Source organism: Vicinamibacterales bacterium, assembly GCA_036496585.1.
Lineage (GTDB): Bacteria > Acidobacteriota > Vicinamibacteria > Vicinamibacterales > 2-12-FULL-66-21 > JAICSD01.
In genome coordinates this window covers 117,284-141,946 of record DASXLB010000015.1, presented here as the reverse complement: position 1 = coordinate 141,946, position 24,663 = coordinate 117,284, and the positions used below count along the sequence as shown (strand labels likewise).

23 protein-coding genes are annotated in these 24,663 nt (G+C 67.6%); 10 read left to right on the top strand and 13 right to left on the bottom strand.

Translation table 11 applies throughout. The annotated features are described in order from the left end of the window. Positions 1-18 precede the first annotated feature (18 nt). Entirely contained in the window at positions 19-438 is a 420-nt protein-coding gene (mntR, locus tag VGI12_04975; protein HEY2432009.1) for a manganese-binding transcriptional regulator MntR, read from the bottom strand. Positions 439-505: 67 nt separating this feature from the next. Here mntR and VGI12_04970 point away from each other — a divergent pair, with 67 nt between their 5' ends. The 4 genes from VGI12_04970 (at position 506) to VGI12_04955 (ending at position 3,873) form a co-directional block, all read left to right on the top strand. Next, positions 506-1,861 carry an Nramp family divalent metal transporter gene (locus tag VGI12_04970; protein HEY2432008.1) on the top strand — a complete coding sequence of 452 codons (1,356 nt, stop codon included), beginning with the start codon at positions 506-508 and terminating at the stop codon, positions 1,859-1,861. Position 1,862: 1 nt separating this feature from the next. Beyond that, positions 1,863-2,279, top strand: a complete 417-nt coding sequence (locus VGI12_04965) for a universal stress protein (protein ID HEY2432007.1) — start codon at positions 1,863-1,865, stop codon at positions 2,277-2,279. Positions 2,280-2,409: 130 nt separating this feature from the next. Next, positions 2,410-3,270: a DUF5777 family beta-barrel protein gene (locus VGI12_04960; GenBank protein HEY2432006.1), complete on the top strand. Its 861-nt coding sequence runs from the start codon at positions 2,410-2,412 to the stop codon at positions 3,268-3,270. Positions 3,271-3,366: 96 nt separating this feature from the next. After that, positions 3,367-3,873 carry a CHRD domain-containing protein gene (locus VGI12_04955; protein ID HEY2432005.1) on the top strand — a complete coding sequence of 169 codons (507 nt, stop codon included), beginning with the start codon at positions 3,367-3,369 and terminating at the stop codon, positions 3,871-3,873. A 66-nt stretch (positions 3,874-3,939) separates the two neighbouring features. Here VGI12_04955 and VGI12_04950 read toward each other — a convergent pair whose 3' ends face one another. After that, positions 3,940-5,733 (bottom strand): M28 family peptidase, encoded by a 1,794-nt coding sequence (locus VGI12_04950; protein HEY2432004.1) that lies wholly within the window; start codon positions 5,731-5,733, stop codon positions 3,940-3,942. A gap of 174 nt (positions 5,734-5,907) precedes the next feature. On the opposite strand from VGI12_04950, the gene VGI12_04945 reads away from it, so the two are divergent. Beyond that, complete coding sequence (locus VGI12_04945) at positions 5,908-6,504, top strand: peroxiredoxin family protein (GenBank protein ID HEY2432003.1); 597 nt, start codon at positions 5,908-5,910, stop codon at positions 6,502-6,504. Positions 6,505-6,608: 104 nt separating this feature from the next. Here the strand turns inward: VGI12_04945 and VGI12_04940 are convergent, their stop codons facing one another. Both VGI12_04940 and recQ read right to left on the bottom strand, forming a co-directional pair. Next, positions 6,609-6,896, bottom strand: a complete 288-nt coding sequence (locus tag VGI12_04940) for a DUF1330 domain-containing protein (GenBank protein HEY2432002.1) — start codon at positions 6,894-6,896, stop codon at positions 6,609-6,611. 29 nt (positions 6,897-6,925) lie between these two features. Beyond that, entirely contained in the window at positions 6,926-8,752 is a 1,827-nt protein-coding gene (recQ, locus tag VGI12_04935; protein HEY2432001.1) for a DNA helicase RecQ, read from the bottom strand. A 21-nt stretch (positions 8,753-8,773) separates the two neighbouring features. Between recQ and VGI12_04930 the strand changes: the two genes are divergently transcribed. Next, positions 8,774-10,333 (top strand): amidase family protein, encoded by a 1,560-nt coding sequence (locus tag VGI12_04930; GenBank protein HEY2432000.1) that lies wholly within the window; start codon positions 8,774-8,776, stop codon positions 10,331-10,333. 20 nt (positions 10,334-10,353) lie between these two features. Here VGI12_04930 and VGI12_04925 read toward each other — a convergent pair whose 3' ends face one another. Beyond that, positions 10,354-10,905, bottom strand: a complete 552-nt coding sequence (locus VGI12_04925; protein HEY2431999.1) for a DinB family protein — start codon at positions 10,903-10,905, stop codon at positions 10,354-10,356. A gap of 39 nt (positions 10,906-10,944) precedes the next feature. Here VGI12_04925 and pnuC point away from each other — a divergent pair, with 39 nt between their 5' ends. Next, positions 10,945-11,523, top strand: a complete 579-nt coding sequence (gene pnuC, locus VGI12_04920) for a nicotinamide riboside transporter PnuC (GenBank protein HEY2431998.1) — start codon at positions 10,945-10,947, stop codon at positions 11,521-11,523. On the opposite strand, the gene VGI12_04915 is transcribed toward pnuC, so the two are convergent. The 5 genes from VGI12_04915 to VGI12_04895 all read right to left on the bottom strand — a co-directional run bounded on the left by VGI12_04915 (position 11,508) and on the right by VGI12_04895 (position 19,533). After that, positions 11,508-12,917, bottom strand: coding sequence for a M48 family metallopeptidase (locus VGI12_04915; GenBank protein HEY2431997.1), 1,410 nt, complete (start codon positions 12,915-12,917; stop codon positions 11,508-11,510). The genes pnuC and VGI12_04915 overlap by 16 nt on opposite strands. A gap of 165 nt (positions 12,918-13,082) precedes the next feature. Continuing rightward, on the bottom strand, positions 13,083-14,306 hold the full coding sequence (locus tag VGI12_04910; GenBank protein HEY2431996.1) for a c-type cytochrome: 1,224 nt from the start codon (positions 14,304-14,306) through the stop codon (positions 13,083-13,085). Between the two features lie 26 nt (positions 14,307-14,332). Beyond that, positions 14,333-16,174: an amidase family protein gene (locus VGI12_04905; protein ID HEY2431995.1), complete on the bottom strand. Its 1,842-nt coding sequence runs from the start codon at positions 16,172-16,174 to the stop codon at positions 14,333-14,335. After that, positions 16,171-17,085, bottom strand: a complete 915-nt coding sequence (locus VGI12_04900) for an alpha/beta fold hydrolase (GenBank protein HEY2431994.1) — start codon at positions 17,083-17,085, stop codon at positions 16,171-16,173. Before VGI12_04900 ends, VGI12_04905 begins: the two co-directional genes overlap by 4 nt. Before the next feature lie 9 nt (positions 17,086-17,094). After that, positions 17,095-19,533 (bottom strand): fused MFS/spermidine synthase, encoded by a 2,439-nt coding sequence (locus tag VGI12_04895; protein HEY2431993.1) that lies wholly within the window; start codon positions 19,531-19,533, stop codon positions 17,095-17,097. 209 nt (positions 19,534-19,742) lie between these two features. On the opposite strand from VGI12_04895, the gene VGI12_04890 reads away from it, so the two are divergent. Genes VGI12_04890 through VGI12_04880 form a run of 3 tightly spaced genes read left to right on the top strand, consistent with a single transcriptional unit; the run spans position 19,743 to position 21,947 of the window. Then, complete coding sequence (locus VGI12_04890; GenBank protein HEY2431992.1) at positions 19,743-20,483, top strand: ABC transporter ATP-binding protein; 741 nt, start codon at positions 19,743-19,745, stop codon at positions 20,481-20,483. Between the two features lie 18 nt (positions 20,484-20,501). Then, the gene (locus VGI12_04885) at positions 20,502-20,927 is read left to right on the top strand and encodes an SgcJ/EcaC family oxidoreductase (protein HEY2431991.1); all 426 of its coding nucleotides are present in this window, start codon (positions 20,502-20,504) and stop codon (positions 20,925-20,927) included. A 57-nt stretch (positions 20,928-20,984) separates the two neighbouring features. Then, positions 20,985-21,947 carry a threonine/serine dehydratase gene (locus VGI12_04880; protein ID HEY2431990.1) on the top strand — a complete coding sequence of 321 codons (963 nt, stop codon included), beginning with the start codon at positions 20,985-20,987 and terminating at the stop codon, positions 21,945-21,947. Positions 21,948-22,020: 73 nt separating this feature from the next. Here VGI12_04880 and VGI12_04875 read toward each other — a convergent pair whose 3' ends face one another. The 3 genes from VGI12_04875 to VGI12_04865 form a co-directional block, all read right to left on the bottom strand. After that, positions 22,021-22,716 (bottom strand): transposase, encoded by a 696-nt coding sequence (locus VGI12_04875; protein ID HEY2431989.1) that lies wholly within the window; start codon positions 22,714-22,716, stop codon positions 22,021-22,023. Between the two features lie 337 nt (positions 22,717-23,053). After that, positions 23,054-24,064 (bottom strand): acetamidase/formamidase family protein, encoded by a 1,011-nt coding sequence (locus tag VGI12_04870; protein HEY2431988.1) that lies wholly within the window; start codon positions 24,062-24,064, stop codon positions 23,054-23,056. Between the two features lie 54 nt (positions 24,065-24,118). Further along, positions 24,119-24,565, bottom strand: coding sequence for a hypothetical protein (locus tag VGI12_04865; GenBank protein HEY2431987.1), 447 nt, complete (start codon positions 24,563-24,565; stop codon positions 24,119-24,121). Between the last annotated feature and the right edge of the window lie 98 nt (positions 24,566-24,663).

The following is a 24,663-nucleotide window of genomic DNA, read 5'->3' as shown; positions in this document are numbered from 1 at the left end:
GCCATCGACCATCGGCGGTCAGCGCTTCCGCGCCCGGCGCAGGTGCTTCTCGAACGCCTCCAGCGTCTCGCGGCTGACGTGATGCTCGATTCCCTCGGCGTCGGAGTTGGCGACCGGCGCGGGGACGCCGAGCGATTGCAGGAACTCGACCACCACCTCGTGGCGGTGGCGCGCCTCGTCGGCGAGCCGGCGGCCGGCGGCGGTCAGGAAGATCGAGCGGTACGGCAGGAAGGTGACCAGGCCGTGGCGGCGCAGGCGCTGCAGCGTCCGGCCGACGGTGACATGGGTGACGCCGAAGCGGCGCGCCAGATCGATGACCCGGGCCTCGCCGGTGGTGTCGATGAGCTCAGCGACCATCTCGACGTAGTCCTGGGCGGTTTCCTGCGAATGGTCCTGGCGGGCGCGGCTGGGATTGCGCGCAAGCGTCGGGCGGCTCATGGAGAGCGTTCACTCTACACCACTTGACAATATGTAGCATATGCTACATTATGCGACTCGCACTGCAATGGACAGTCTCGAAGGCATCCACGGCTCGGTGCCGGTTCCCGGGGCCGGGGCCGGCTTCTGGCGCACCTGGCGCGCCTTCGCCGGTCCCGCGCTGCTGGTCTCGGTCGGCTACATGGACCCCGGCAACTGGGGCACCGACCTGCAGGCGGGCGCCCGCTACAAGTACGATCTGCTCTGGGTCGTCGCGCTGGCGTCGCTGATGGCGATTTTCATGCAGGTGCTCGCCGCGCGCCTCGGCATCGTCACCGGCAAGGACCTGGCGCAGGCCTGCCGCGACTGGTATCCGACGTGGGCGCGCTGGCCGCAGTGGATCCTCTCCGAGCTGGCGATCGGCGCCTGCGATCTGGCCGAGGTGCTCGGCAGCGCCGTCGCGCTCAACCTGCTGTTCCACGTCCCGCTGCTGTGGGCGGTGATTCTCACCGCGCTCGACGTCCTGGCGCTGCTGGCGCTGCAGCGGCATGGGATGCGGACGATCGAGGCGGCGGTGCTGGTGCTCGTCTCGACGATCGCCGGCTGCTACTGCATCGAGCTCTTCGTGCTGCCCGCCACCCGGCCGCTGTTCTCCGAGATGGGCGCGGCGATGCTGCGGCCTGGCTTCCGCGAACCCGGCATGCTCTTCGTGGCGATCGGCATCATCGGCGCGACGGTGATGCCGCACAACCTCTATCTGCACTCCGCGCTGGTGCAGAGCCGGCGCCTGCAGAAGGACGAAGCGTCGGTGGCGCGCGCCATCCGCTTCAACACCTTCGATTCAACCCTGGCGCTGACGCTGGCCTTTCTGGTCAACGCCGCGATCCTGGTGCTGGCCGCCACCGTCTTCTTCGGCCGGGATTCGGTCACGGTGCCGGGCGGACAGGTCGTCACCTTCTCCTCCGACTCCGACTGGATCCGCGTCGCGTACCTGACGCTCGCGCCGCTCGTCGGCACCGCGCTCGGCAGCACGCTGTTCGCGGTCGCGCTGCTGGCCAGCGGCCAGAGCAGCACCATCACCGGCACGCTGGCCGGCCAGGTCGTCATGGAAGGGTTCATGCACTGGCGCATCCAGGCCTGGGTGCGCCGGCTGATCACCCGCACGCTGGCCATCCTGCCGGCCGTGATCATCATCGCGCTGCGCGGGGACGGCAGCGTCACGGATCTGCTCACGCTCAGCCAGGTCGTGCTGGCCCTGCAGCTGCCGTTCGCGATGTTCCCGCTGCTCCACTTCACCAGCCAGCGCGCCCGCATGGGGGCCTGGAAGAGCGGGCCGTTTCTGCTTGCCGCGGGCTGGGCGAGCGCGATACTGATCACTGCGATGGATCTCTACGGTCTGCCCGACTCGCTGGCCGCCGCCTGGCGCATCGTTTCGGGGCACTGAGATGTATCGCACCATCCTCGTCACCCTCGACGGGACGTCCACCGACCGCGGGATCATCGAGCACGTCAAACAGCTCGCCGGCGCCATGGGCAGCCAGGTGATCCTGATGCACGTGGCCGACGGGTGGGCGGCGCGCTTCTTCGGCTCCGACGCGGTCAGCCCTGAGGTGACGAACGATCTCGCGTATCTGGAGACCGTCAAGACCGAGTTCGAATCGGCGGGGACTGCCGCCCAGACCGTGCTCGCGTTCGGCGAGCCGACCGACGAGATCGTGAAGTGGGTTCGGGAGCACGGGTGCGACCTCGTCGCGATGAGCACGCACGGCCACCGCTTCCTCGCCGACCTGTTCCTCGGCACCACCGCCTCGCGCGTCCAGCACCAGGTCCGTGTCCCCGTCTTGCTGCTGCGCGCCCGCTGATCCACCCGACCTGAAAGTTACGCACGGCGTAACTGGTTACTGAATCGGTAAACGGATCACGCGATACCGCTGCTTTTTCAATAGTTTGCAACCATCCGCAGGGTACGCGGTTTGCGACTGCGGCCACCCAATGCTTCGTCCGGTCGCACTCGTCTGGCTGTTTGCCGGCGCCCTGGTCGCGGTCTGCCCCACCGCGGACGCCCAACCCGCCGCCGATGCGCCGGCCATCGAAATCGACCAGACCCTGGTCAACCTGCCGACCACCCTGCCGCTCAAGTCGCACCGTTCGTACTTCCGCCTGACCCACCGATTCGCCCGGGATCTCGGCCAGGGCAGCTTCGGCGATCTCGCGTCGGATCTCTTCAGCCTCGACAACGGCGCGGTGATGGGCCTCGAGTACCGGTTCGGGATCACGTCGACGCTGCAGGCCGGCGTCCACCGGTCGACGCTCGGCAAGACATTGCACGCGTTCGGACGCTGGGATCCCCTGCGGCAAGGGGCCCGTTCGCCCATCGGCGTGTCGCCGATGATCTCGATCGAAGGACAGAACAACCTGCGCCAAGATCCACAGCCCGGTGCGTCGGTGACGCTCTCGCGCGCGCAGGGAACCCGGCTCGCCCTCTACGCCACGCCGACCTACGTCCATGACTCACACACCGAAACACTCCGGCTGCTTCACGAAGGGCACGAGCACGCCGGCATCGAACAGGACGCCGAAGATCACTCGACGGCGGTCGACACGTTCTTCGTCGGTCTGGGAGCGCGGGCACGCCTGCTCGAGACGGTCGCGGTCGTGTTCGAGACCTCGCCGCGCGTAGCGGGCTATGTGCCGGGCGCCACGACTTGGAACGCGGCGATCGAGAAGCTCACGCGCGGCCACGTCCTGCAGCTCAACTTCGGCAACAACTTCGACACCACTCCCGGGATGCTCGCGCGCGGGGGCACCGCGCACGAGGTCTACTTCGGGTTCAACCTGAGCCGGAAATTCTGACGGCAATGGGAGAACTGCATGCGAGCGCGGCCGGCCTCGCGATCATCCTGGCACTCGCTCTGGCTCTGGCATTACTTCGGTACGAGGAGGATCCCCATGAAGCGTCTAGCAATAGCAGTAAGCGTCCTGGCAATCGGCACGGCGGGCTGCGGTAGCAGTTCGACCTCGCCAAGCGCCAGCACCATCAAAGTGTTCACCGTACAGCTCTCTCCGGCTCTCGAGACGCCGCCAATCACGAACGCCGAGAACACCGGACACGGAACGGCGGTCATCACCATCCACACCGATACCAACACGGTCGACTTCTCCATCTCGATGGCGGGGTTCCCGACGACCGCGAACGTGATTCTTGCCCACATCCATCCAGGCGCGGTGGGCGTCCCGGGACCGGCGCTGATCGGCGTCACCGGCCTGTCGGCGAGCACGCCGTTGCCGCTGAGCACCGGCAGCGGGACCTACACCGCCAACGCCGTGACCGCGGCGACCAACGGCGTGACCGCGGCGACCAACATCCAGAACATCCTGGCCGCGCCGCAGAACTTCTACTTCAACGTGCACACGTCCGCCAATCCAGGCGGCGTCATGCGCGGTCAGCTCCAATAAGGGCAGGAAGGGCGCGAAGGAGGCGAAGGACCGCTCCTTCGTGTCCTTCGCCATCCTTCGCAACTTCTACTCCCCGATTCTGCCGGTCGCGCCCTTCCCTTTTCTCGGCCCCTTGTTGTCCCGCACCGGGAAGTGATCCAGGTTCGCAACCCTGGTGCCCGTCGCATAGACCAGCTGCGTGATGTGCGCCAGCTTAGGGAAGTCGATCTTGCTCACTTCGTCGGTCAGATAGTGGTAGTCACGATGGAGCCCGGTCGTAAAGAAGATGATCGGGATTCCCTTTGAAGCGTAGCTGTAGTGATCGCTGCGCGTATAGATCGACTCCGGGTCGGCTGGATCGTTCATCTCGTAGTCCAGCGTCATCGGCTTGGACAGCGAGGCGTTCGCGTCCTCGTCCAGGTTGTGGAGCTCGGTGCTGATGCGGTCCGACCCGACGACGTAGACGGTGTTCTCTTCCTTGGAATCGTCGCAGCGGTTGCGGCCGATCATGTCGATGTTCAATTGCGCCGAGACCTTGTCGAGCGGCACCTCCGGGTAGTCGGCCATGTAGCGTGATCCGTAGAGGCCCGCTTCTTCGCCGGTGTGCCACACGAACAGCAGCGATCGCTTCGGCTTCGGCGCCGTCGCGAAGGCGTGCGCCAGCGCCATCACCGCCACCGTCCCCGAGCCGTCGTCGTCGGCGCCGTTGTTGATCACGTCGCCGGCCGCCGGTGTGTCGCGCTGCTGTCCGGTGCAGCCGCCGGGGGCCTGTCCGCCGCCGCGCCCCAGTCCGGGCGGCGTCTGCTGATAGCCGATGTGGTCGTAGTGCGCCCCGAACAGCACGTAGGTGTCCCGCAACTTCGGGTCGGCCCCTTCGATGCGCCCGACGACGTTGTGGGTCAGCCGCGTCTGGACGATCTCGTAGTCGGCGTCGACGTTGATCGTGATCGACACGTTACCGAGCGCGATGGCCGGCAGCGCTTCCTGTTTCTCGGCTCTCGCCTTGAGATCGGCGTAGTCCTGTCCGGCCGCCTTGAAGACGAAGTCGAAGAGCTCGTCACCGGCAGTGATCTGCGGGGGAATCTTCTTGTCGAGACGCTCGACGGTCTGGAAATCGCCGAGATTCTGACTGGCGCCGCCGCGTCCTCCCACGGCAGGCCCCCCACCGCGCTGCGGCGGCGCCGCAGGCGTTGCGGGCTGGCCGCCACGCGCGTCAGCGGTCGCCGGCGCTGGGGTTGCTGCCCCACCGCGGCCCGCCCCGCCTCGCCCCGCGCCGCCGCGGCCGACTGGACCGATCGCGGCAACCGCATGCTTCAGTTCGATGGCGTTGCGCGCCCGCGCCCCCAGCAGCCGCGCGCCCCCGGCGGGGAGGTTCTGCGGTCCGAGCGCGCCGACGTAGATCGCGATCTTTCCGCTGACGTCCCGCCCTTTGTAGTCGTCGATGCCCGCCTCCGGCAGACTGAGGCCGTAGCCGACGAATTCGGCCGTGCCGCTGACCGTCTGCTTTCCGCCCGCATTGGCCGGGAAGGTCACGCCCTGGCCGTCCTGGAACGTTTTCGACTGCCCATTCACCGTGACGGTGACGCTCGAGTTTCGCTTGACGCTGACCCCGAGCACTTTCACCGTCTGGAAATACGTCCCCTCGTCACCGCCCGGCTGTACACCCCACTCTTTCAGGTGATCGGCGATATAGCCGCCCGCCAACCCCAGCCCTTCGGTGAAGACCTGCCGCCCCTGCAGTTCATCGGACGCGATGTACGACAGCCACGGCTTGAGTTCGTCGGCCGTGATCGACTGCGCGCCGGACGTCTTGCCGCCCTGCGCCAGGCCGGTCCATTGCAACGACAGCGCAATCAGGAACGCCCCGCACAGAGCGTTCAACCTGCGACATTTCATGGAAATCCACCCTCCATCCACAGCATACGTTGGATGAAGAGTGTTCATTTACCCGGTCGCGTCGAGCGCATGGATCGCGGCGGACGCGGCACGCCCGAGCCGGGTGGCCCGTCTTTTCGCATAAGATCGCGAGGCCGGTTTCGGCGAGGAGGCTTTCGAATGCGTGTTGTGATGTTGAGCGCCGTGTTGGCGGCGGGCGCGGCGGCGCTGCCCATGGCGCAGGCTCCCGCGGGAGGTTCCCAGGTGGAATTGAAGGTTGGCGATCAGGCGCCGGACTTCTCGCTGCAGGCGAGTGACGGCAAGACCTATCAGCTCTCGAGTTTCAAGGGCAAACAGGCGATCGTGCTGGCCTGGTTCCCCAAGGCGATGACCAGCGGCTGCACGCTCGAGTGCAAGTCGCTCGCTGAGCACGGCGACATGATCCGCAAGTACGACGTGACGTATTTCATGGCGAGCGTCGATCCGCTCGACAAGAACACCGAGTTCGCCAAGGCGACAAGCGTTGACCTCGGGGCTCGCGGCGGCGTCGTCGCGAAAAAGGAAGCGGACTTTCCCATCCTGAGCGATCCGACCAAGGCGACCGCCAAGGCCTACGGCGTACTCAACGACCAGGCCGGCTTCGCCAACCGCTGGACCTTCTACATCGGCAAGGACGGCAAGATCCAGGCGATCGACAAGGAAGTCGGCAAGCACGTCCAGACGTCGGCGGAAGACATGGCCGCCAAGCTGGGGGAACTCGGGGTCGCCAAGAAATAACCCGAGCGGCCGTGGGACCGCGGGCGCAACGACATGGATCGTCGCGTTCCGTGCACCCGGCCGATCGGCGGTGTTGCGATGGAGCTTCCGCCCGAGGGCGGAAGCTACACGCCGTCGACGATGATCAGCTCGGATTCGGCGGTCGCCTGGCGAAGCGCCTTCGCAGCGGCGTACTCCGGCGACGCCCACCACGCCTTCGCTGCCTCGACCGACGGGAACTCAACCAACACGAACCGCTTCGGGCTCCAGGTGCCTTCCATCGGGTGCACCTGGCCGCCGCGAACGATGAAGCGGCCGCCGAATTTCTCGAGGCTGGGCGGCACCATCGCCTTGTAGTCGGCGTAGCGCACCGCGTCCTTCACATCCACCTGCACGACGACGTAGGCTGCCATCTCTGTCGTTCCCTTCGATATGTCGCCGATCATCGGTGCGGCGCGCGCACGATTTCTTCCACGAAGGCATCGCCGAAGCGCGCCGCCTTGCTCTCGCCGATGCCATAGATGCCGCTGAGTTCGGCGACGGACGTCGGCTTCACCCGCGCGAGCTCGCGCAGCGTCGTGTCGTGGAAGATGACGTAAGGAGGCACGTTGCGCGCGCGCGCAAGACGGAGGCGCACGGCGCGCAGTCGGTCGAACAAATCGTCATCGACGTCGCCGCCGCCGACCGGGGCCTGACGGCGGCGATCGGCGCGAGCTTCCCGGGTGACCCGGCGCTGCCGCGCCAGCGAGAGGTCCGGACGCGCGGCGGGATCTTTCAGCAGTGACACGCCGTCCTCGGTGAGCGCCAGCACGGGATATTGATCGTCGGTCTGGCGCAGCAGCCCTTCGGCCATCAGCTGCTCGATGTAGGCGCGCACTTCCGGCGCGGAGGCCTCGCGCAACAGCCCGAACGTGCTCAGCCGCTGATGACCGCGGCTCGCGATCTGCTCGCTCTCGCTGCCGCACAGCACGTTGGCGACGTGCGCCGCGCCGAACCGCTGCCCGACCCGCGCCACGCACGACAGGATCTTGCGCGCCACCGTCGCCGGCTCGGCCACCGCCTCAAGCTCGCCGAGGCAATAGTCGCAGGCGCCGCACCCTTCCTTGACGTAGGGTTCGCCGAAGTAGGAGACGAGATGCCGGTGGCGGCAGCCGACGCCGGCAGCGTACCGCTCCATGTCGCGCAGCAGCGACCGGCGCGCGTCCGTCAGCTCGCCGTTGCGCTCGAGCATCATCCGCCACTTGAGGAAGTCGGCCGCCGAATAGATCAGCACGCACTCCGCCTCGAGACCGTCACGACCGGCCCGGCCGGACTCCTGCTGGTAGTGCTCCAGCGATTGCGGCGCGCCCGCGTGGACGACGAAGCGGACGTCGGAGCGATCGATCCCCATCCCGAACGCCACCGTGGCGACGACAACGTCGGCGTGCTCGTTGATGAAGGCGTCCTGGTTGCGGTTGCGCTCCTGGTCCGGCAGGCCGGCGTGATACGGCACGGCGCGGATCTTCTCCGACGACAGCCACGCCGCCAGCGCGTCCACTTCGCGCCGCGACGGGCAGTAGACGATGCCGGCGTCGCCGCGATGGCGCGCCAACACCTCCTGCAGCTGTTTCTTCAGGCCGCCGCGCGGCAGCACGCGATAGAGGAGGTTGGGCCGATCGAACGATCCGACCAGCTCGACCGCGTCGCGCAGCTGGAGCTGCGAAGCGATGTCGCGCCGCACCCGGCCGGTCGCGGTCGCGGTGAACGCGTGCAGGCTGACGCCGGCGAGGCGCTGGCGCAGCGCGCCGAGCTGCCGGTATTCGGGACGGAAATCGTGCCCCCACTGGCTGATGCAGTGCGCTTCGTCGATCGCGATGTACGCCACCCGGCCGAGCCGCTGGAGGAACGCCTCGCTCCCGTCCCCCGCCAGGCGTTCCGGCGAGACGTAGAGCAGGGCGTAGCGCCCCTCGCAGATGCCGGCCGTCACCGAGGCCTTCTGGTCGGCGCTGAGCGCGCTGTTATAGAACGCCGCGTCGACACCGTTCTCGACCAGCGTGTCGACCTGGTCCTTCATCAGCGAAATGAGCGGCGACACGACGAGGCCGGGGCCGCTGCCGCGCCGGACGAGCGCCGGCGCCTGGAAGCAGAGCGACTTGCCGCCGCCGGTCGGCAGCACGACGACGGAGTCGCGGCCCGAGAGGATCGCGTCCATCGCCTCGCGCTGCAGGGGCCGGAACGACGAATAGCCCCAGTAAGTGGAGAGAACGGCGTCGAGGGTGATGGCAATCATTATCGGCCATAATGTGCCGCCATGCGCGTGCAACTCGCCGCACTGCTTCTGCTCGTCGCGCCGATCGCCGCGCAACCGGTCGCGCCGCCGACGTTTCGCATCGAGGAAACGACAATCCGCCAGGTGCACGAGGCGATGACCGCGCATCGCCTGACCTGCCGCGCGCTCGTCGAGGCGTACCTCGAGCGCATCGACGCTTACGACAAGAACGGCCCGGCCATCAACGCCATCGTCCAGACCAATCCCGACGCAACGAAGGACGCCGACGAACTCGACCGGCGCTTCGGGCAGAACGGCTTCGTCGGACCGCTGCACTGCGTGCCGGCGATCGTCAAGGACAACTTCGAGACCGTCGGCCTGCAGAGCGCCGCGGGCTCGCTGTCACTGAAGGGCTTCGTCTCCGACAAGGACGCGTTTCTGGTGAGGCGCATCAAGGCTGCCGGCGCAATCGTGCTCGCCAAATCGAACATGGCGGAGTTCGCCTTCAGCCCGTACGAGACGGTCAACTCGATCCTGCCCGGTTACACGCGGAATCCGTATGCACTCGACCGCGTCACCGCCGGCTCGAGCGGCGGCACGGCGGCCGCCGTCGCCGCGAACTTCGGTCTCGTCGGGCTCGGCACCGATACCGGCAACTCGATCCGCGGTCCGTCCTCGCACCAGGCGCTGGTCGGCATCCGATCGACGATGGGATTGACGAGCCGCGCCGGAGTGGTCCCCCTCAGCCTCCTGGCCGACATCGCCGGACCGATGACCCGCACCGTCGAGGATGCGGTCGCGGTGTTCCAGGCGATCGTCGGCGAGGATCCCGACGACCCGGCCACGGTGGCGAGCCGCGGCAGGACGGTCCCGGACTACCGGCAGTCGCTGCAAACGGCCGGGCTCAAAGGGGCGCGCATCGGCATCCTGCGCCAGGCCTACGAGCGCGACACGGCCGACGCGGAAGTCGTCGACGTGTTCATGGCGGCGGTGGCGGACCTGCAGCGCGCCGGGGCGGAGGTCATCGATCCGGTGCGCGTCGATCTCACGAACGTCCGACGCGCACAGGACGCTCACGTCTGCGGCGGCTTCAAGTACGACATCAACCGCTATCTCGCCGCGCAGGGCGATCGCGTCAAGGTGCACTCGCTCGAGGAGATCATCCGGTCGCGCGCGTTCCATCCCTCGATCGAAGCGCGGCTGCGTTCCGCGCAGGACGGCGACGAGAACGGCCCCAACACGACGTCCTGCGCCGCCGACGCAGACTACCGCGAGGCGTTCCGCGGCGCGGTCGCGAAAACGATGGACGCGGAGAAGCTCGATGCCTTCGTCTACCCGACGTGGAGCAACCCGCCGAGGCTGATCGGCGATTTGAACACACCGCACGGCGACAACAGCCAGGTGTTCTCACCCACCACCGGCTGGCCGGCGATCAACGTGCCGATGGGCTACACGCGCGGCACGCTGCCGATTGGCCTGACGTTCTTCGGCCGCGCCTGGAGCGAGCCGACGCTCGTCGCGTACGCGTACGCGTATGAGCAGGCGACCCGCCATCGCAGGCCGCCGGCGTCGACGCCGCCACTGCGGGAGACGGCGAAATAAGGAAGGACCGAACCTGAAGGTCAGGCCTGCGCTTGCGCGCGAGCGGCAGTCTGGAACGCCTGGCGGCGCCGCGTGAGTTCGGGGACCTGGCCGATCATCCGCTGCACCATCATCAGCTGAGCGCGGTGGTGCATCTCGTGCTCCTTGGGCCCGAGCAGCATCTCGAAGCGCGATTTGGTGGACGGCTGGATGGGCGGCGGGAACGTCACCGTCGACGCGAGCGCCGCCTCGTCGAGGCCTTCGACGAACGCCGCGAATGTCTCGCCATGCTCCGTCAGGGCCCGGACGATGTCGGCCTTGGTGCGGAGCGCGGCTTCGTCGAGCTTGGCCTGCTGCTGATGCGCACCGAAGTACGCGAAATCCACCGCGGCGATCTTCTTGCCGTGGACGTCAATCTGCCACATCGGGCTGATCGCGATGTGCGCGAGCAGCTCGCCAACGCTCATCGCGCCGTCGGCGGTCCGGAAGCCGTACTGGTCCTCGGGAATCTCGTTGGCAATCGTCAGCGTGTTCTTGCGGACGGTGCGGAAACTGTCGGCGATGTGCTTCGATCCGTAATAGGTCACGTTCATGCCTCCTGGGCCAGCCGCTGAGTGTAACATCTCGTCATCGTGAGTCCTCTCGAAATCGTCGCGGTCGTCTTCGGGCTGGCGAACATCTACCTGACGGTCAAGCAGAACATCTGGGGCTGGGCCGCCGGGGCGGTGATGGTGTCGCTCTACATCTACATCACGTTCGAGGCGCGACTGTACTCAGATGCGCTGCTCAACGTGTTCTTTCTCGTCATGCAGTTCTACGGCTGGTACGAGTGGACGCGCGGGCCGGTGGCGCACGCACGATCGCTGTCGGCCGTGAAACGGCTCAGCGCGCGCGGCTGGGCCTGGACCTCCGGCGGCGTCGTCGGCGGAACCGCAGCACTCGGCACCGCCATGCACGTCTACACCAACGCGTCGCTCCCCTACCTCGACGCATCGGCAACCGCCTTGAGCGTCTTCGGTCAGTTCCTGATGACCAAGAAATACCTCGACAACTGGCTTCTGTGGATCGTCGCCGACGTGCTCTACATCTTCCTGATCTACCCGCGGAAGGGGCTCTACCTGACGGCGGCCCTGTACGTCGTCTTCCTCGCGCTCTGCGTGCAGGGATACCGCGAGTGGCGGCGCCCGCCCGAGACTCAGCGCGTGAATTGAACGGAGCGGACGACGTTGCGGACGGCGGTCGCATAAATCGAGGCCTCTTCACGCGGCGCCACGCCAAAGACGTAGAAGAGCGACCCGTCGCTCAGGATCGCGGTGTAGACGTCGATCGACTCGGGGCCGCCCGTGACGTCCGACACGTTCGACGCGACGGTGTGCAGCGCCTGCCTCCCGCCGATCGAGACGGGATCCGAATTGGCTCCAGGGGTCAGGCGCGGATTGCTTCCGCGCAGCCCGTCGAGCAGCTCGCGCGTCGCGGTCGGCAGGTCGTGGCTCTCGTTGCGCGCCACGCCGATCTCGACGCCGTGCGTGAACACGCCGTTGCCGTCGATCGTACCGGACGCGCCGTCGGGCGCGAAGGTGACCGAATCATTGCTCGGCAGCTCGCGCCAGTTCGCCGGCACGGCGACCTGGAACAGATTGCCCTCGTTGTAGGTCGTCGTCCGCGAGTCCGGGCGCGCAATGTTTGCCGTCCGCGGACGTGAGTCGGGGACGCTGGTGCCGCGGCCGGCCTTGCGGTTCTTGGACACTTCCTCGGCCGAGGGCGCCGGTGGCAGCGAACGCAGGTGCGCCTGCACCTGCTGGAACTGCCGCGAATCGTGTTCGGCGGTCGTCACGTGCAGGAGCTGGGCTTCCTTGTTGATGTAGTCGTAGCGGTTCCCCGGATTGGGATGGTCGCTGAGCCATTGCGGTCCGCCTGGGCCGCTCTCCTTCTCGATCGTCCGGAAGACGTTCGCCATGTCGCGCGGGTCGTAGCCCGCCGCCGCCATGATGTGGCTGCCGAGGATGTCGGCCTGCTGCTCGTATTCGCGGCCGTAGCGGAGAAAGGCGGCGCCGAGGCCGAACTGCGACCCCTGCGAGATCACCTGACCCCAGCCGCCGCCGACGATCGCACCGAGGATCTGCCCCGCCACCGAGCCGACCGCGTATGGCGTCGCCTTGGTCTGCTGCGCGGTGCCGTGACGCAACGCCACGTGGCTCAGCTCGTGGGCCATGACGCCCGCGACCTCGCCTTCGGTGTGCGCCTTCTCGATCATGCCTCGGTTGATGAACATCGGACCGCCGGGAAGCGCGAAGGCATTGATATCGCGCAGGTTGACGCCGGTGAACGAATAGCGGAACTCGGCGTGCCTGAATTCGGGAGGGATGTTCTCTGAGAGCCGGCGGCCGATTGACGTCAGGTAGTCGTTCACCTCGGCGTCGTGCATCACAGGCGTTTCCTTCTCCACCTGCTGCGCGGCCTCCTGCCCCAGCTTGACATCGTCAGCCGGCTTGTAATGGTTCGCGGGCGCAACCACCTGCGTCTGCGCGGCCGCGACTGCCCACGAGAGCAGAACGGCACCGGCAACCGACACCGGCAGCCAACGAGGCGAACCTGTCTTCCTCACGGATCCTCCCAACCTCGGCCTTTCGGCCGTCCGGAGGAGCTATTGCGCGATCCGTACCAAGCCAGGACGGAGGTCGAGGTCGAGGTTGAGTTGGAAGTGGGGGGCGTGGGGTGGGGATTAGAGGTTGGAGGGTGGGAAAACTCCCAACCTCCAACCTCCGCAGGATTACTTCTTCGCGAACAGCGCGTCGTCGATCTGGGCGTTAACCTTGGCGTCGACGAACTTCTCGGTCGTCGCCTGGTTCCAGGTCGTGTGCTTGACCGTGAAAGGGATCTTGATGCCGCCCGCATCCTTGTAGTCGCTGTAGTCGATCTGCTCGGCGAAATTGCCGTACGCCGTCTTGGTCTGCACGACGCGGCGCAGCAGCAAGCCCGACTCGGTGTCGAACGACAGCGCTTCGGTCACGATCGGGCCCCGCTGCGCGGTGACCACGACGGCCTTCTTCCCGTCGATGGTCTCGTAGCGGCGCACGTCGAACGACGAGTAGACGGTCTTGGCGTTGAGCGCCAGACCGAAGTCGGTCGGACGCGCCACCTGCGCCGCCTGCACGCCTTCGAGGTCACGCGGGTTGGGGCCGAAGCCGGTCGCCCAGGCGCCCTGCGGCGTCGACACGCGATAGCTCGGATTCGGTGTGCTCGCCACGTCAATCCGGTACTCGCCCGTCACCTTCTCCTGCACCTTGATAGGCGCTGTCTGCAGGTCGCGCGTCGTCTGCGAGCCTTCGAGCACGCGGGTCTTCGCCGCCGCGAGGGCCGCCTGGCCGCCGAGGGCCTGCACGTACTTCGCGATCACCTGGTCGGCCGTTTCCGTCGGCTTCGGCGGCGCCGCCGGGGCGCCCCCGCGCTGGCCGCCAGGCCCACCGGGTCCGCCGGGGCCGGCAGGACCGCGTCCCTGACCGCCGCCCCCTGGGCCGCCGCCGGGCCCACCGCCGCGCGCCGCGCGCGCCGCGGCCGCCGCGTCCGCCTCGGCCTGCGTCATCACTACCGCCAGCGTCGGCGTCCGCTCGGGCGGCGCGTGGCCGTGATGGCAGGTGGCGCAGGTGACGGTGATGTCGTTCGCCGTGCTCTCGTTGAAGCGATCGACCATCGCCATCATCTTCCGGGCGCGATCTTTGTGCGGGTTGTCGTCGCTGTCGAACTGGCCCTGGACGTGACAGAAGTTGCACTGCACGCCGAGCGAGGCGGTGAAATACTCCATCTGCGTGCGCAGCTGGTCGGCCGGCATGGTCTTGAGGACCTTGATGTTCTTGAAGTAGTCGGGAGCCAGCTGCCCCGGCTTGGGCGGCGGCGGCGGCGCCTGGCCGCCTCCCTGCGCGCCCAGCCCTACGGCCATCCCCAGAACCGCTATGCAGGTGACGACGGCAAACCGAACGACGTAACGCGATTTCACGCTTGTCCTCCTCTGTCTCTGTCCCTTTATCTCAGCCCCGGCGGCGGAGTTCGCTTTTTCGTAGCCTGCTCGAACGCATACGCCAAACGAATTAGCGTCGGCTCGCTACAGGCGCCTCCCGTGAAGCCGACGCCATAAGGCTGCGGCTTTGGATCGAAACCGGGAGGGAGCTGGAGCGGAGCCGGCGTCGGAGTAGCAGACGACGCCGGGGCCGTGGCCGTTTCAGCTGGCGGCGCGGCGCCCCGACCTCCGACATCGCCGCGTCCCGCCGCATCTCCGCGGGCCCCGCGCCCTGCGCCGCCGCCGAAGTTCGTCGCCGGGTTCGGAATCATGCCGAACGGCACGAGCACCGTGGGATAGCCCGGCTTGGACGCGATGCCGGCGCTCGCCGGCCCTGGGAACAGGAGCGCGTCGAGGTGGTTCGCCTTGATGGCGGCGTCAATGCCGCGGGCGCCATAGACGCGGAGGTCGCGCGCCCGATCCTCTTCGTACTTCGCGCGATCCCTGTCGAGGTCGATCGCATCCGAGGCATCGAGCTGCGATTGTCCGTATTTGATCGTGCCGAGCCGCTCGTGCGCGGTGTTCCACTCGCGCAGCTCCGTGAGCGACCGGACGGGCGCCGCCGGACCGAGCGAGGCGAGCCACGTGTTGAAGTCGCGCTTCATCCCGTAGTTGAGCACGATCGAGCTGCCGGCGGTGAGCAGGTTCTCCTTCGGATCGGTGTCGAGCATGCTGGGAATGTCGACGTCGATCACTGTCGCGCCGGCGGCCTTCAGCGCCGCGATGGCGGCGTCCATGACGTCTTTCTGTGCGGGATTGAGGCCGCCGCGGCCGCCGCCGCGACCACCGCCTGCCGGCGCGGCCGGGACGGGCTCGGGACGCACGACCGGCGGCTCGAAGGGCTCGTAGTAGCTCTTGCGCGGGATACCGATCCGCGCCCCCGCCAGGCCATCCTTCTTCAGGAACGGCGTGTAGTCGTGGTTCGCGGGCGGCGTGCACGTGTTCGTCGCGGCATCATGCGGATCCGGATGGGCGCCTTCGAGCGCACCGAACATGATCGCGATGTCGCTCACGTACTTCGCCATCGGCCCTGGCGTGTCCTGATCGGCGGTGATCGGGATGACGCCGTAGCGGCTGATCCGCCCCACGGTCGGCTTGATCGCCGCCAGCATGTTCTGGTTCGACGGGCTGAGGATCGACCCCGACGTCTCGGTGCCGACGTTGCCGGCCCAGAAATCCGCCGCGGTCCCGATGCCCGAGCTCGACCCGCCGGTCTGCATGATCGGCCGGCCGTCGCTGCGCGGATCGCGGCGCGGATCGTACGGGTTCATGCCGTAGCCCTGGACGGCGTTGTAGTTGGTCGGCATGGCGGCGGCGACGTAGTTGGCGAGCTCGGTCATCCCCGTCTTCGCGATGATGATCGCGCCGGCGTCCTTCAGGTTGCTGGTCAGCGTCGCTTCATACGGCGGCACCAGCCACTCGAAGGCGAGCGCGCCGCCGGTCGTCCGCATGTCGGTCGTGTGGATGTTGTCCTTCAAGGCGATCGGGATGCCGTGCAGCGGACCCCGCAGGCGCCCCTGCGCCCGCTCGCGATCGCGGGCGTCGGCTTCGTCCAGCGCCTTCGGGTTGATGGTGATCGCCGCGTGCAGACGGTCCTCGTAGGTCGCGATGCGGGTCAGGTACTGCTGAACGATCGCGTGCGAGGTCGTGCGCCCCGATTTCATCGCCGCCTGCATGTCGGGAATGCTCGCCTCGAACACATCGAACGTCTTCGCCGCGGGCTTCGGCGGCGCCGCCGGAGACTTCGCCGGTGCCTGGGCCGCGACGGCCCCGACCAGCAGCGACACGATCAGCAGGCTGTATTTCATGGGGCGGACACCTCATGGCGGCGCGCGAACGAGACGATCGCGCGGACGAGTTCCACGGACGATTTCTCCAGGTGGGCCGCATGGTCGGCGCCCGGCAGGATCACCCACCACTTGTCGGGCGTGCCGAAGCGCGTGAACAGCTTGGTCTCGATCGCCATCGGCGCCTGCGGATCGTGGGCCCCGTGCACGAGCAGCGCCGGCACCTGCAGCTGCGCGGGGCGGAACGCGTTGAACTCGTTGTCGTTCTTCCAGTCGACCAGCACCGGATCGGCCTTGAGCGCGGCGCGGACGAACGCCGTCACCGTCGCCGACGTGAACGCGTCTTTGGTGATGAAGTCGGACGCGGCGGCGTCGGCCGTGTTGGCCAGGCGCTCCGGACGAGCGGTGCCGGGCGTCGGCGGCGACTGCACGTCGGGGTCGAATCCAAACCCGAGCAGCACGACGCCGGCGAGCGTCTCCGGACGCTGCTGCGCGGTCATCGCCGCGATCATCGCGCCGCGCGACAACCCGAAGAGATAGACCGGCAGCTTCTGCGCCGGCATCCGCCCCTGCATCCACGCGAGCACCGCCGCGACGTCCGCCACCGCGCGGTCGGGCGTCAGCCAGCCGGTGTCGTCGCGCTCGGTGGCACCGTAGCCGCGCATGTCCAGCGCGAACACGTCGAAGCCGCCGTCGACGAGCGCGTCCATGAAGGAACGGCGCTCACCACCGACCTGCAGATCGAAATTCGGCAGGCTGCTCCAGGTGCGGCCGTGCAGCAGCAGGATGGCGGCGCGTGGCTGCGCGCCGCGCTTCTCCCACACGGCGAGGTGATGGCCGGCGGCCACGACATCGTGTCTGACGGGCTGCCTGGCTGGCGGCTGCGCGACGATCAGCAGTGCACTCAGCACCGCGCACGGGATACCCAGCACCAGCGGCCCCTATTGCCCCTGTTCGCGGCGGATCCCGGCGCGCAGCGCATCGAGCGTCTGCGGCGAGCCGACGAAAAGTTCGTCGGGGAACCGATGCGCGTAGACCAGCATGCCGGAGTAGATGACGTCGCTCTGATACAGGTTCAAGCCGAGGCCGGCGAGAAACTGCAGGCGCAGGTCGCGGTCGCGGTTGATCTTGGCGTCGGCCAGCCACGGCTGCAGGTCGCTGGCGCGTCCTGCGAACGTCGAAAACAGATCGACGGCGGAGTTCATGCCGATATCGCGCAGCGACTGCTTCATGACCGCATACTCGGGACGATCCAGCTTGGCCTGGATCGCGTCGACGTCGATCTTCGTGTCGTCCGCCTGTCCGAGCAGCACCAGGTCGTAGCCGGCGCCGTTGTTGGTGTTGCCCCAGACCACGCCGTGCGGGAACGCCTCCATGAAGGTGCCGATCTCGCTCTTCACCGCCTCGGTGTTGCTCTCGTAGAGCTGCACGAACAGCGTGACCGCGCCGCCCGGATTGAGGTGGCGCTTGGCCAGCTCGAAGAACTCGCGGGTGTAGAGCATCGCCGCCCCCTTCACCCACGGGTCGAGCGGGTCCGAGGTGATGGCGTCGAACTTCTCATTGGTCGTCGACAGGTAGTGCCGCGCGTCGTCGATCGTCACGTGCACCTTGGGATTGTCGACGACGTGAAAGTTGTAGTCGCCGAAGTACTTCGCCACGACCTTCGGCACCAGCGGCTCGATTTCGGCGATCGTCTGGTTGGTGACGGCCGGATCCACCGACACCGCCCCGGCTGTCACGCCGGCGCCGCAGCCGATGACGACGACGCGCCGCGCTTGCGTCGGGATCAGCGTGGTCATGTGGCCGAGCATCCGCTGCAGGCGCATGTCCTGCGGTTCGCTCGACGCCTGCACCTTGCCGGCGTTGTGGTAGTTGAGCACGCCGCCCGGCAGGCGCGTCACCGCGATCGTCGCGCTCCAGCCTTCGCCGGTGTAGATGACATCGGCCTGCCCCAGGCGGGTGGCGGTATAGCGGCCGTAGGCGGCGAAGATGCCAGGAATCGGCTGGATGCTGCGTGACAGCAGGCCCGCGATGGCGGCGGCCGCGATGACGAGCACCGTCCCGACGAGCTGCGACCGCGGCCGACCGACGCCGCGCGCCGGATCCTCGTCGCCCGCGCCGGTCGAGAGCACCAGCAGGCCCGACAGCGCCGACATCAGAATCAGCGTCTGCTGCGCGTGCTGGCTGCCGAGCCAGACGATGAGGAGCAAACTCGCCGAGAGAGACCCGACGATCGCGCCGACCGTGTTGGCGGCGTAGACCCCGCCGACCAGGCGGCCGGGATCCTGGCCGCGGCGCGCCAGCGCGGCGAGCGCCAGAGGAAAGCTCGCGCCCCAGAGAATCGCACCCGGCAGCACCACCCACAGACAGCGCACCACATCGAGCTGGAAGTTGAACCACGGATCGGTCGTGATCGACGGGTTCACCGGCCAGTACGGCATCGACTGCGTCAGCATGTAGGCCGACCACGCAACCGCACCGCAGATGCACATCTGCACCCAGCCGAGCGCGGCGCGCGGACGCGCGGCGGCCCGGCCGATCGCCGAACCGGCGCTGCTGCCGATGCCGAGCCCGAACAGGAACACCGCGAGGATCAGCGCGAAGGTGTACACCGTCCCGCCGAACAACAGCGAGAGCAGCCGGGTCCAGATGACCTCGCTCGAGAGCGCCGTCGCCCCGGACAGCGCGATCGCCGTGTAGATCGCCCAGGCGCTCGCCACCGGCGCCGGCCCCGCGTCGTCGCGATCAGACGCGAGCGTCTCGACGGTCGGCGAGGCGCCGGCGGTCGTCAACGCCAGGACCGCGACGGTGACGTTGATCGCCGCCGCGACATAGGTGGCGATCCCCAGATCGTAGACGCGCAGCAGGTAGAATCCGGCGAGCAGGCTGCCGATCACGCCGCCGGCGATGTTGCCCCCGTAGAAGAACCCGAGCCACGAGACGCCTTCGGGCGTCGCCTCGACCCAGCGCGAAATCGCCGGCAACGTTGCGCCCATCAGCAACGTCGGCGGCAGCAGGCACAGCGCCGCGAAGATCGCGCGCACGACGATACCGGCAATCCCGCCGGGCGCCCACGCCGTATACAGCGTATTGACCAGCGGCATGCCGAAGAAGATCAGCAGCCCGCACGCGCCGATCCCCAGCTCGAGGTAGGCATAGACGCGGAGCGGGTGATCACGCCGGTCGATGTAGCGCGGCAGCAGGTAGCTCCCCAGGCACATGCCACCCATGAAGGTGCCGAGCAGCACGGCCATCGAAACGGCCGAGGCGCCGATGACGAGCTGAAGGAGCTGAAACCAGACGACTTCGTATATCAGAGCCGCGCAGCCGCTGCCGACAAACAGCAACAGCAGCGCGGGAAGGAACCGGCGCGGCGTCATCGTCGTGTAGAAACCTTTCTCACGTATAGGCTTAGGGGAAATCGGGATGGTATCACGGTGTGCGGGCGCTATGAGCCCTCATACGCGCTGTTGCGTCGATCCGCTTACCGGCGCGTGCCCACGATGCCGTGACCGAATCGACCCGGCGCCTGGCGGTTCACGCCAACGATTCGGCGCCCGTTGACGTCCAATCCCTCGCGGGAGGATCGATGGCCTGGTGGACACGCGCGCGACCGGCTCAGGAGGCGGGGACGACGGCCGACGCCGAGCAGATGCCGCTGATCCGACTCGATGGAGTCGCGAAGCTCTACAAGGTGGACGCCCCAGGCGAGGAGGGCGAGACCCGTGCCCTCGACGGCGTCACGCTCGACATCGATCGCGGCGAATACGTCTCGGTCTCGGGGCCCTCGGGCTGCGGCAAATCGACGTTCCTCTCGATTCTGGCGCTGCTCGACGCGCCGTCGAGCGGCCGCTACTGGTTCAACGGCCGGCGCGTCGACACGCTCTCTCCGGCCGACAAGGCGCGGATCCGGAACCTCGACGTCGGTCTGATCTTCCAGAGCTTCAACCTGATCGGCGACATGACCGTCTACGAGAACGTCGAGTACCCGCTGACGCTGCGCGGCGTGTCGGCGGCGGATCGCCGGACGCGCGTCGACGCGGCGCTCGAGCGGGTCGGCCTTCTGGCGCGGCGCGGGCAGCGTCCGGGCGCACTGTCGGGCGGCCATCAACAGCTCGTCGCAATCGCGCGCGCGATCGCCGGGCAGCCGCCTATCGTCCTGGCCGACGAGCCGACCGGCAACCTCGATTCCAAGAGCGGCGAGGCGGTCATGCAGATGCTCGACGAACTGCACCGCGGCGGCGCCACGATTTGCCTCGCCACCCACGACGAACGCCACATCGCCCGCAGCCACCGCCGGATTTGCCTGTTTGACGGACGAGTGGTGTAGTATCCACGCACGATTGCCATGACGCGGGACGAAATCCTCGCACTCGTCGAACGCCGCCGCGCCGCCTGGGACGCGCGCGACGCCTCGGCACTCGCTGCGCTGCACTCACCGGCCGGCGTGGTGATCAGCCCGACTGGCGGAGTGCTGGAAGGACGCGACGAAATCGAGCGTATCTACCGGCTCTGGCTCAGCGCGTTTCCAGACATCCGGTTCCGGAGGGACGACGTCCTCATCGACGGCGACCGCGTCGTGGAAGTGGCACAGCTCTCGGGCACGCACGCCGGCGATTTTTTCGGCGTCGCGCCGACCGGCCGTCGCGTCGAAGTGCAGGTCGCGATGGTGCTCACTATCGAGAACGGCCTGTTCGCCGAGGAGCGCCGCATCTACGACTTCACCGGCTTTCTGGTGCAGGTCGGCGTGCTCAAGGCCAAGCCCACGGCGTAGCGATCGGTTTTCGACCGCGCCGGCACAGCCCTTCGACACGACGGATATACTCGGCGGATGCTGCCGTTCCCACGCTCCGCATTCGAGCAGGCACGCGCGCGCATGGGGGACTTCGTCGCTCACACCCCGCTGTTGACGTCACGGCTGCTCAGCGAGCGCACCGGCTTCGAGGTGCGGCTGAAGGCGGAGATGTTCCAGCGCGGCGGGTCGTACAAGATCCGCGGGCCCATGAACAAGTTCGCGCAACTCACCGACGAGCAGAAGCGTCGCGGCGTGATCTGCTCGTCGGCGGGCAACCATGCCCAGGGAGTGGCGCTGGCGGCGGCGCGCTACGGCATCAAGGCCATCGTCGTCATGGCGGAGAACGCGACGCCATCGAAGATCGCGGCGACTCGCGCCTACGGTGCCGAGGTCGTCCTGCACGGGACGATCTGGGACGAGGCCAACGACAGGGCGCGACAGCTCGTGGCCGAACACGGCTACACCTACATCCATCCGTTTGATGACGAACAGCTGATCGTCGGTCAGGGAACGGTGGGCCTGGAGATCTACGAGGACTGGCCGGAGGTCGAGCTCGCGATCGTGCCGATCGGCGGGGGCGGCCTGATCGCCGGCGTGGCGACGGCGCTGAAGGCGTGCAATCCCCGGGTGCACGTCGTGGGCGTGGAGTCGTCAGGCGCGCCCGGCATGACCCGCAGCGTCCGCGAGGGCAGGCTCACCACGCTCGAGACGGTGGACTGCGTGATCGACGGGCTGCGCGTGAAGCGGGTCGGTGAGATCAACTACGAGATCGTGCGGCGCGCGGTCGACGATCTGGTGACGCTGCCGGACGAGCAGATCTTCGAGGCGGTGGTGTGGATCATGTCGCACCTGAAGGTGGTGCCGGAGGGGGCCGCCGCCGCGCCAGTGGGCGCGCTGCTCCAAGGCCTGGTGAAGGCCGCGCCGGCGACGAAGGTCGTCTGCGTGCTGAGCGGCGGCAACGTCGACCTCGATCAACTCAAAGGCCTGCGCTGGAACTAGCGCGCGGGGTCAGACCGGGGTCAGACCGGGGTCAGACCGGGGTCAGACCACCTTTCGTTTTCTGCGCCGCCCGCTACCCTCCGGCGGACGCCGCGGGTTCCACCGAAATCGAAACCTCCGCGCGGGGCGCCAGCCGCTGGCGCACCTCCAGCTTGAACTGCCGATCGCCCAGAATCCGCTGGCGCGAACGAAAGTCCTTGTAGCTCGTGTCGTCCTCCGGCAAGCCTCCGCGGACGTGCCGCACATAGCGATCGCGGAGCACGTCCTCGGGGCCGTCGCCGAAGACCGCCAACACCGGCTCGATGCGCAGAAACCCCGGATTCGGTGAGAGACCGGCTGTGCAGCGGTAGCTGCTCCACGGCCACAACTCGGGCGAGGTCACCAGCCCGGCCCGTACCGGATTCAGCGCCACGTAGACGAGTAGGTTGCGAAGATAGCTCTCGCGCTGAACGATCTGGTCCTTGTATCTCCCTTGAAACACGTGCCCCACGCGTCCGTGGTGCGCGTTCCACCAGGTGGCGTACTCGCCATTGAGATGCTTCATCGCCTCGCCCAGATTCGGCCGGCGGTTCATGAGCGCGAGGTGATAGTGATTCGGCATCACGCACGCGTCCCAACAGTCGACGTCGTACTCGTCGAGAACATCGCCGAGGATGTAAAGGAACTTCCGGTAGTCGGTGTCGTCGAGGAAGATGCCCATGCGGCCGTTCCCTCGCGACATCACGTGTCGCAGCAAGCCCTGTTCGCGGATTCTCTTGTAGCGTGCCATGACGCGCGTCCTGCAGGATCCGATCCGCCGTCTTGCCCTCCTGTCGCGCGTTTCCGATCCTGCGATACGCGCGAACATTGCTGACCTGTCCGAAGCGATAAGGACGCGCACCCTGCGTACACCTACGATCACATGGTGGTCGGACCCGCGTTTGACCCCGGTTTGACCCCGGCTCGATTTGGGGCGTGCGTGTCGATTGTTGTGAAGGGAGGCAACGATTGCGCACATGTCGAAACGCCGCGCGCGAATCCTGCGTACGCCTACGATCGCATGGTGGTCGGACCCGCGTTTGACCCCGGTTTGACCCTGGTCGGGGGGCGCGGGGGTTAGGTGGGGGTCACTTGAAGATCGTCTTCGGCATCTTGACGTGCACGCCGACCTTGCCGTCGACGAGCTGCGTCATCGCCACGTCGCCCGCGACGCTGGTCAACTGGTAGGCGGCGAGACGATCGAGGTGCCTCTCGGCGACGAGAAAGTCGATCATCTCCTGGATCGCCGCCTTGGTCGCCTTCGCGAGATCCTCGTCGGTCGCCATGGCGATGTAGTCGGTCGCGGTCTCCGCGCGCGGCCACTTCAGGGTCATGCCCTTGCGGACCGTGAGCTGGATGCGCCCGCGCAGCGAGGTTTCGATGGCGGTCTGATCGACCTCGCCGTCTCCCTGCGCCACGTGGCCGTCGCCGATCTCGAACAACGCTCCCGGCGCGAACACCGGGATATAGAGCACCGAGCCGGCCACGAGCGCCTTGTTGTCCAGATTGCCCGCGTGGTTACCGGGCGGATTGCTACTGACGCGGCCGGCCTCGGGCGGCGGCGCGACGCCCATGCTCCCGTAGAACGGGTGCAGCGGAATGACGATGCCCGGCGCGAACGCCGCGGTCATGGTCTTGGCGTCGAGCGGAATGATTTTCGCCGGCGGACGCGGCGTCGGACAGTTCTCGGGAAGGTAGCCGGCGCAGCCGTTGTAGCCGTACGGGATCGCGAGGTCGATGGCGAGAATCTTCACCTCCAGCGCGTCACCCGGCTCCGCCCCCTCCACGAAGACCGGACCCGTGAGAATATGACCGCCCGGCCCGCGCTTGGGATTGCCTGGCTGGAACGCCTCGGTGATCCGCTTCAGCGAATCCTGGATCTGATCGTCGGGCACACCGGCGCGCCGGAGGCCGGCCGGCGTATTCGTCAACAGCGTGTCGACGTCGATGACGTCTCCCGAGCGAATGCGGAGCACCGGCGTGGCCGCGGCGTCGTACCACCCGTAGGCGATCGTCTCCGGCGTCGCCTCGAGCCGGTGCGTCGCCGGCGCTTGCGCCTGCAGCAACCCAGCCAAAGCGAAGGCAATCAGCCCGCGCATACCTTCGGCTCCTTCTCCTTCGGCTCCTTCGCCCTCCTTCGCATCCTTCCCTGTCTACTTGAACAGATCCTCGAACGCCTTCTTCGCGCTCGACGGGCTGGAGGGCTGCGACGAGGACTTCGTCTCACGTTCGACCGTGGTCCGCGGCTGGAAATGCGTGCAGCTGTTGCGGCTGTCCTTCGGCGATACGCGCAGGGCGATCGGCTGCTGGCACTCGAATGGCGCACTCGTGTCGAAGTGCGCGCATTGCGCGCAGCTGTGGAGGTCCAGCTGGCACCGCGAACACTGCCCGTCCTTGGTCCAGGCCGCCGCGACCGTGAGCTCGGCGCCGCAGCGGGCGCACTTCATCACGTCGCGGAAGCCGGGCATGTTGAAGGTCTTTGGCGCGAGCGGCGGCTGGCCGCGCGGCGCGTACTCCTTCTTCTGCTCCGGTTTGCGCTCGCCGCGCGGCTCGGGGGGCTCGTCGCGATAGCCGCGGTGGCGGTACTTGCGTTCGGACATGCGGACGGGTCGCGGCGGATTATACGCCAGCGCGGCCGGCCCCTCTCGCCGGGCGCGTTGGAACGGCGGCTTTCAAACGCGCGTATAGTCAGCCGGGA

Coding starts and splice junctions, on each gene's coding strand:
- mntR (HEY2432009.1), bottom strand. CDS start 438: ATGAGCCGCCCGACGCTTGCGCGCAATCCCAGCCGCGCCCGCCAGGAC.
- VGI12_04970 (HEY2432008.1), top strand. CDS start 506: ATGGACAGTCTCGAAGGCATCCACGGCTCGGTGCCGGTTCCCGGGGCC.
- VGI12_04965 (HEY2432007.1), top strand. CDS start 1,863: ATGTATCGCACCATCCTCGTCACCCTCGACGGGACGTCCACCGACCGC.
- VGI12_04960 (HEY2432006.1), top strand. CDS start 2,410: ATGCTTCGTCCGGTCGCACTCGTCTGGCTGTTTGCCGGCGCCCTGGTC.
- VGI12_04955 (HEY2432005.1), top strand. CDS start 3,367: ATGAAGCGTCTAGCAATAGCAGTAAGCGTCCTGGCAATCGGCACGGCG.
- VGI12_04945 (HEY2432003.1), top strand. CDS start 5,908: ATGCGTGTTGTGATGTTGAGCGCCGTGTTGGCGGCGGGCGCGGCGGCG.
- VGI12_04940 (HEY2432002.1), bottom strand. CDS start 6,896: ATGGCAGCCTACGTCGTCGTGCAGGTGGATGTGAAGGACGCGGTGCGC.
- recQ (HEY2432001.1), bottom strand. CDS start 8,752: ATGATTGCCATCACCCTCGACGCCGTTCTCTCCACTTACTGGGGCTAT.
- VGI12_04930 (HEY2432000.1), top strand. CDS start 8,774: ATGCGCGTGCAACTCGCCGCACTGCTTCTGCTCGTCGCGCCGATCGCC.
- VGI12_04925 (HEY2431999.1), bottom strand. CDS start 10,905: ATGAACGTGACCTATTACGGATCGAAGCACATCGCCGACAGTTTCCGC.
- VGI12_04905 (HEY2431995.1), bottom strand. CDS start 16,174: ATGAAATACAGCCTGCTGATCGTGTCGCTGCTGGTCGGGGCCGTCGCG.
- VGI12_04895 (HEY2431993.1), bottom strand. CDS start 19,533: ATGACGCCGCGCCGGTTCCTTCCCGCGCTGCTGTTGCTGTTTGTCGGC.
- VGI12_04890 (HEY2431992.1), top strand. CDS start 19,743: ATGGCCTGGTGGACACGCGCGCGACCGGCTCAGGAGGCGGGGACGACG.
- VGI12_04885 (HEY2431991.1), top strand. CDS start 20,502: ATGACGCGGGACGAAATCCTCGCACTCGTCGAACGCCGCCGCGCCGCC.
- VGI12_04880 (HEY2431990.1), top strand. CDS start 20,985: ATGCTGCCGTTCCCACGCTCCGCATTCGAGCAGGCACGCGCGCGCATG.
- VGI12_04875 (HEY2431989.1), bottom strand. CDS start 22,716: ATGGCACGCTACAAGAGAATCCGCGAACAGGGCTTGCTGCGACACGTG.
- VGI12_04870 (HEY2431988.1), bottom strand. CDS start 24,064: ATGCGCGGGCTGATTGCCTTCGCTTTGGCTGGGTTGCTGCAGGCGCAA.
- VGI12_04865 (HEY2431987.1), bottom strand. CDS start 24,565: ATGTCCGAACGCAAGTACCGCCACCGCGGCTATCGCGACGAGCCCCCC.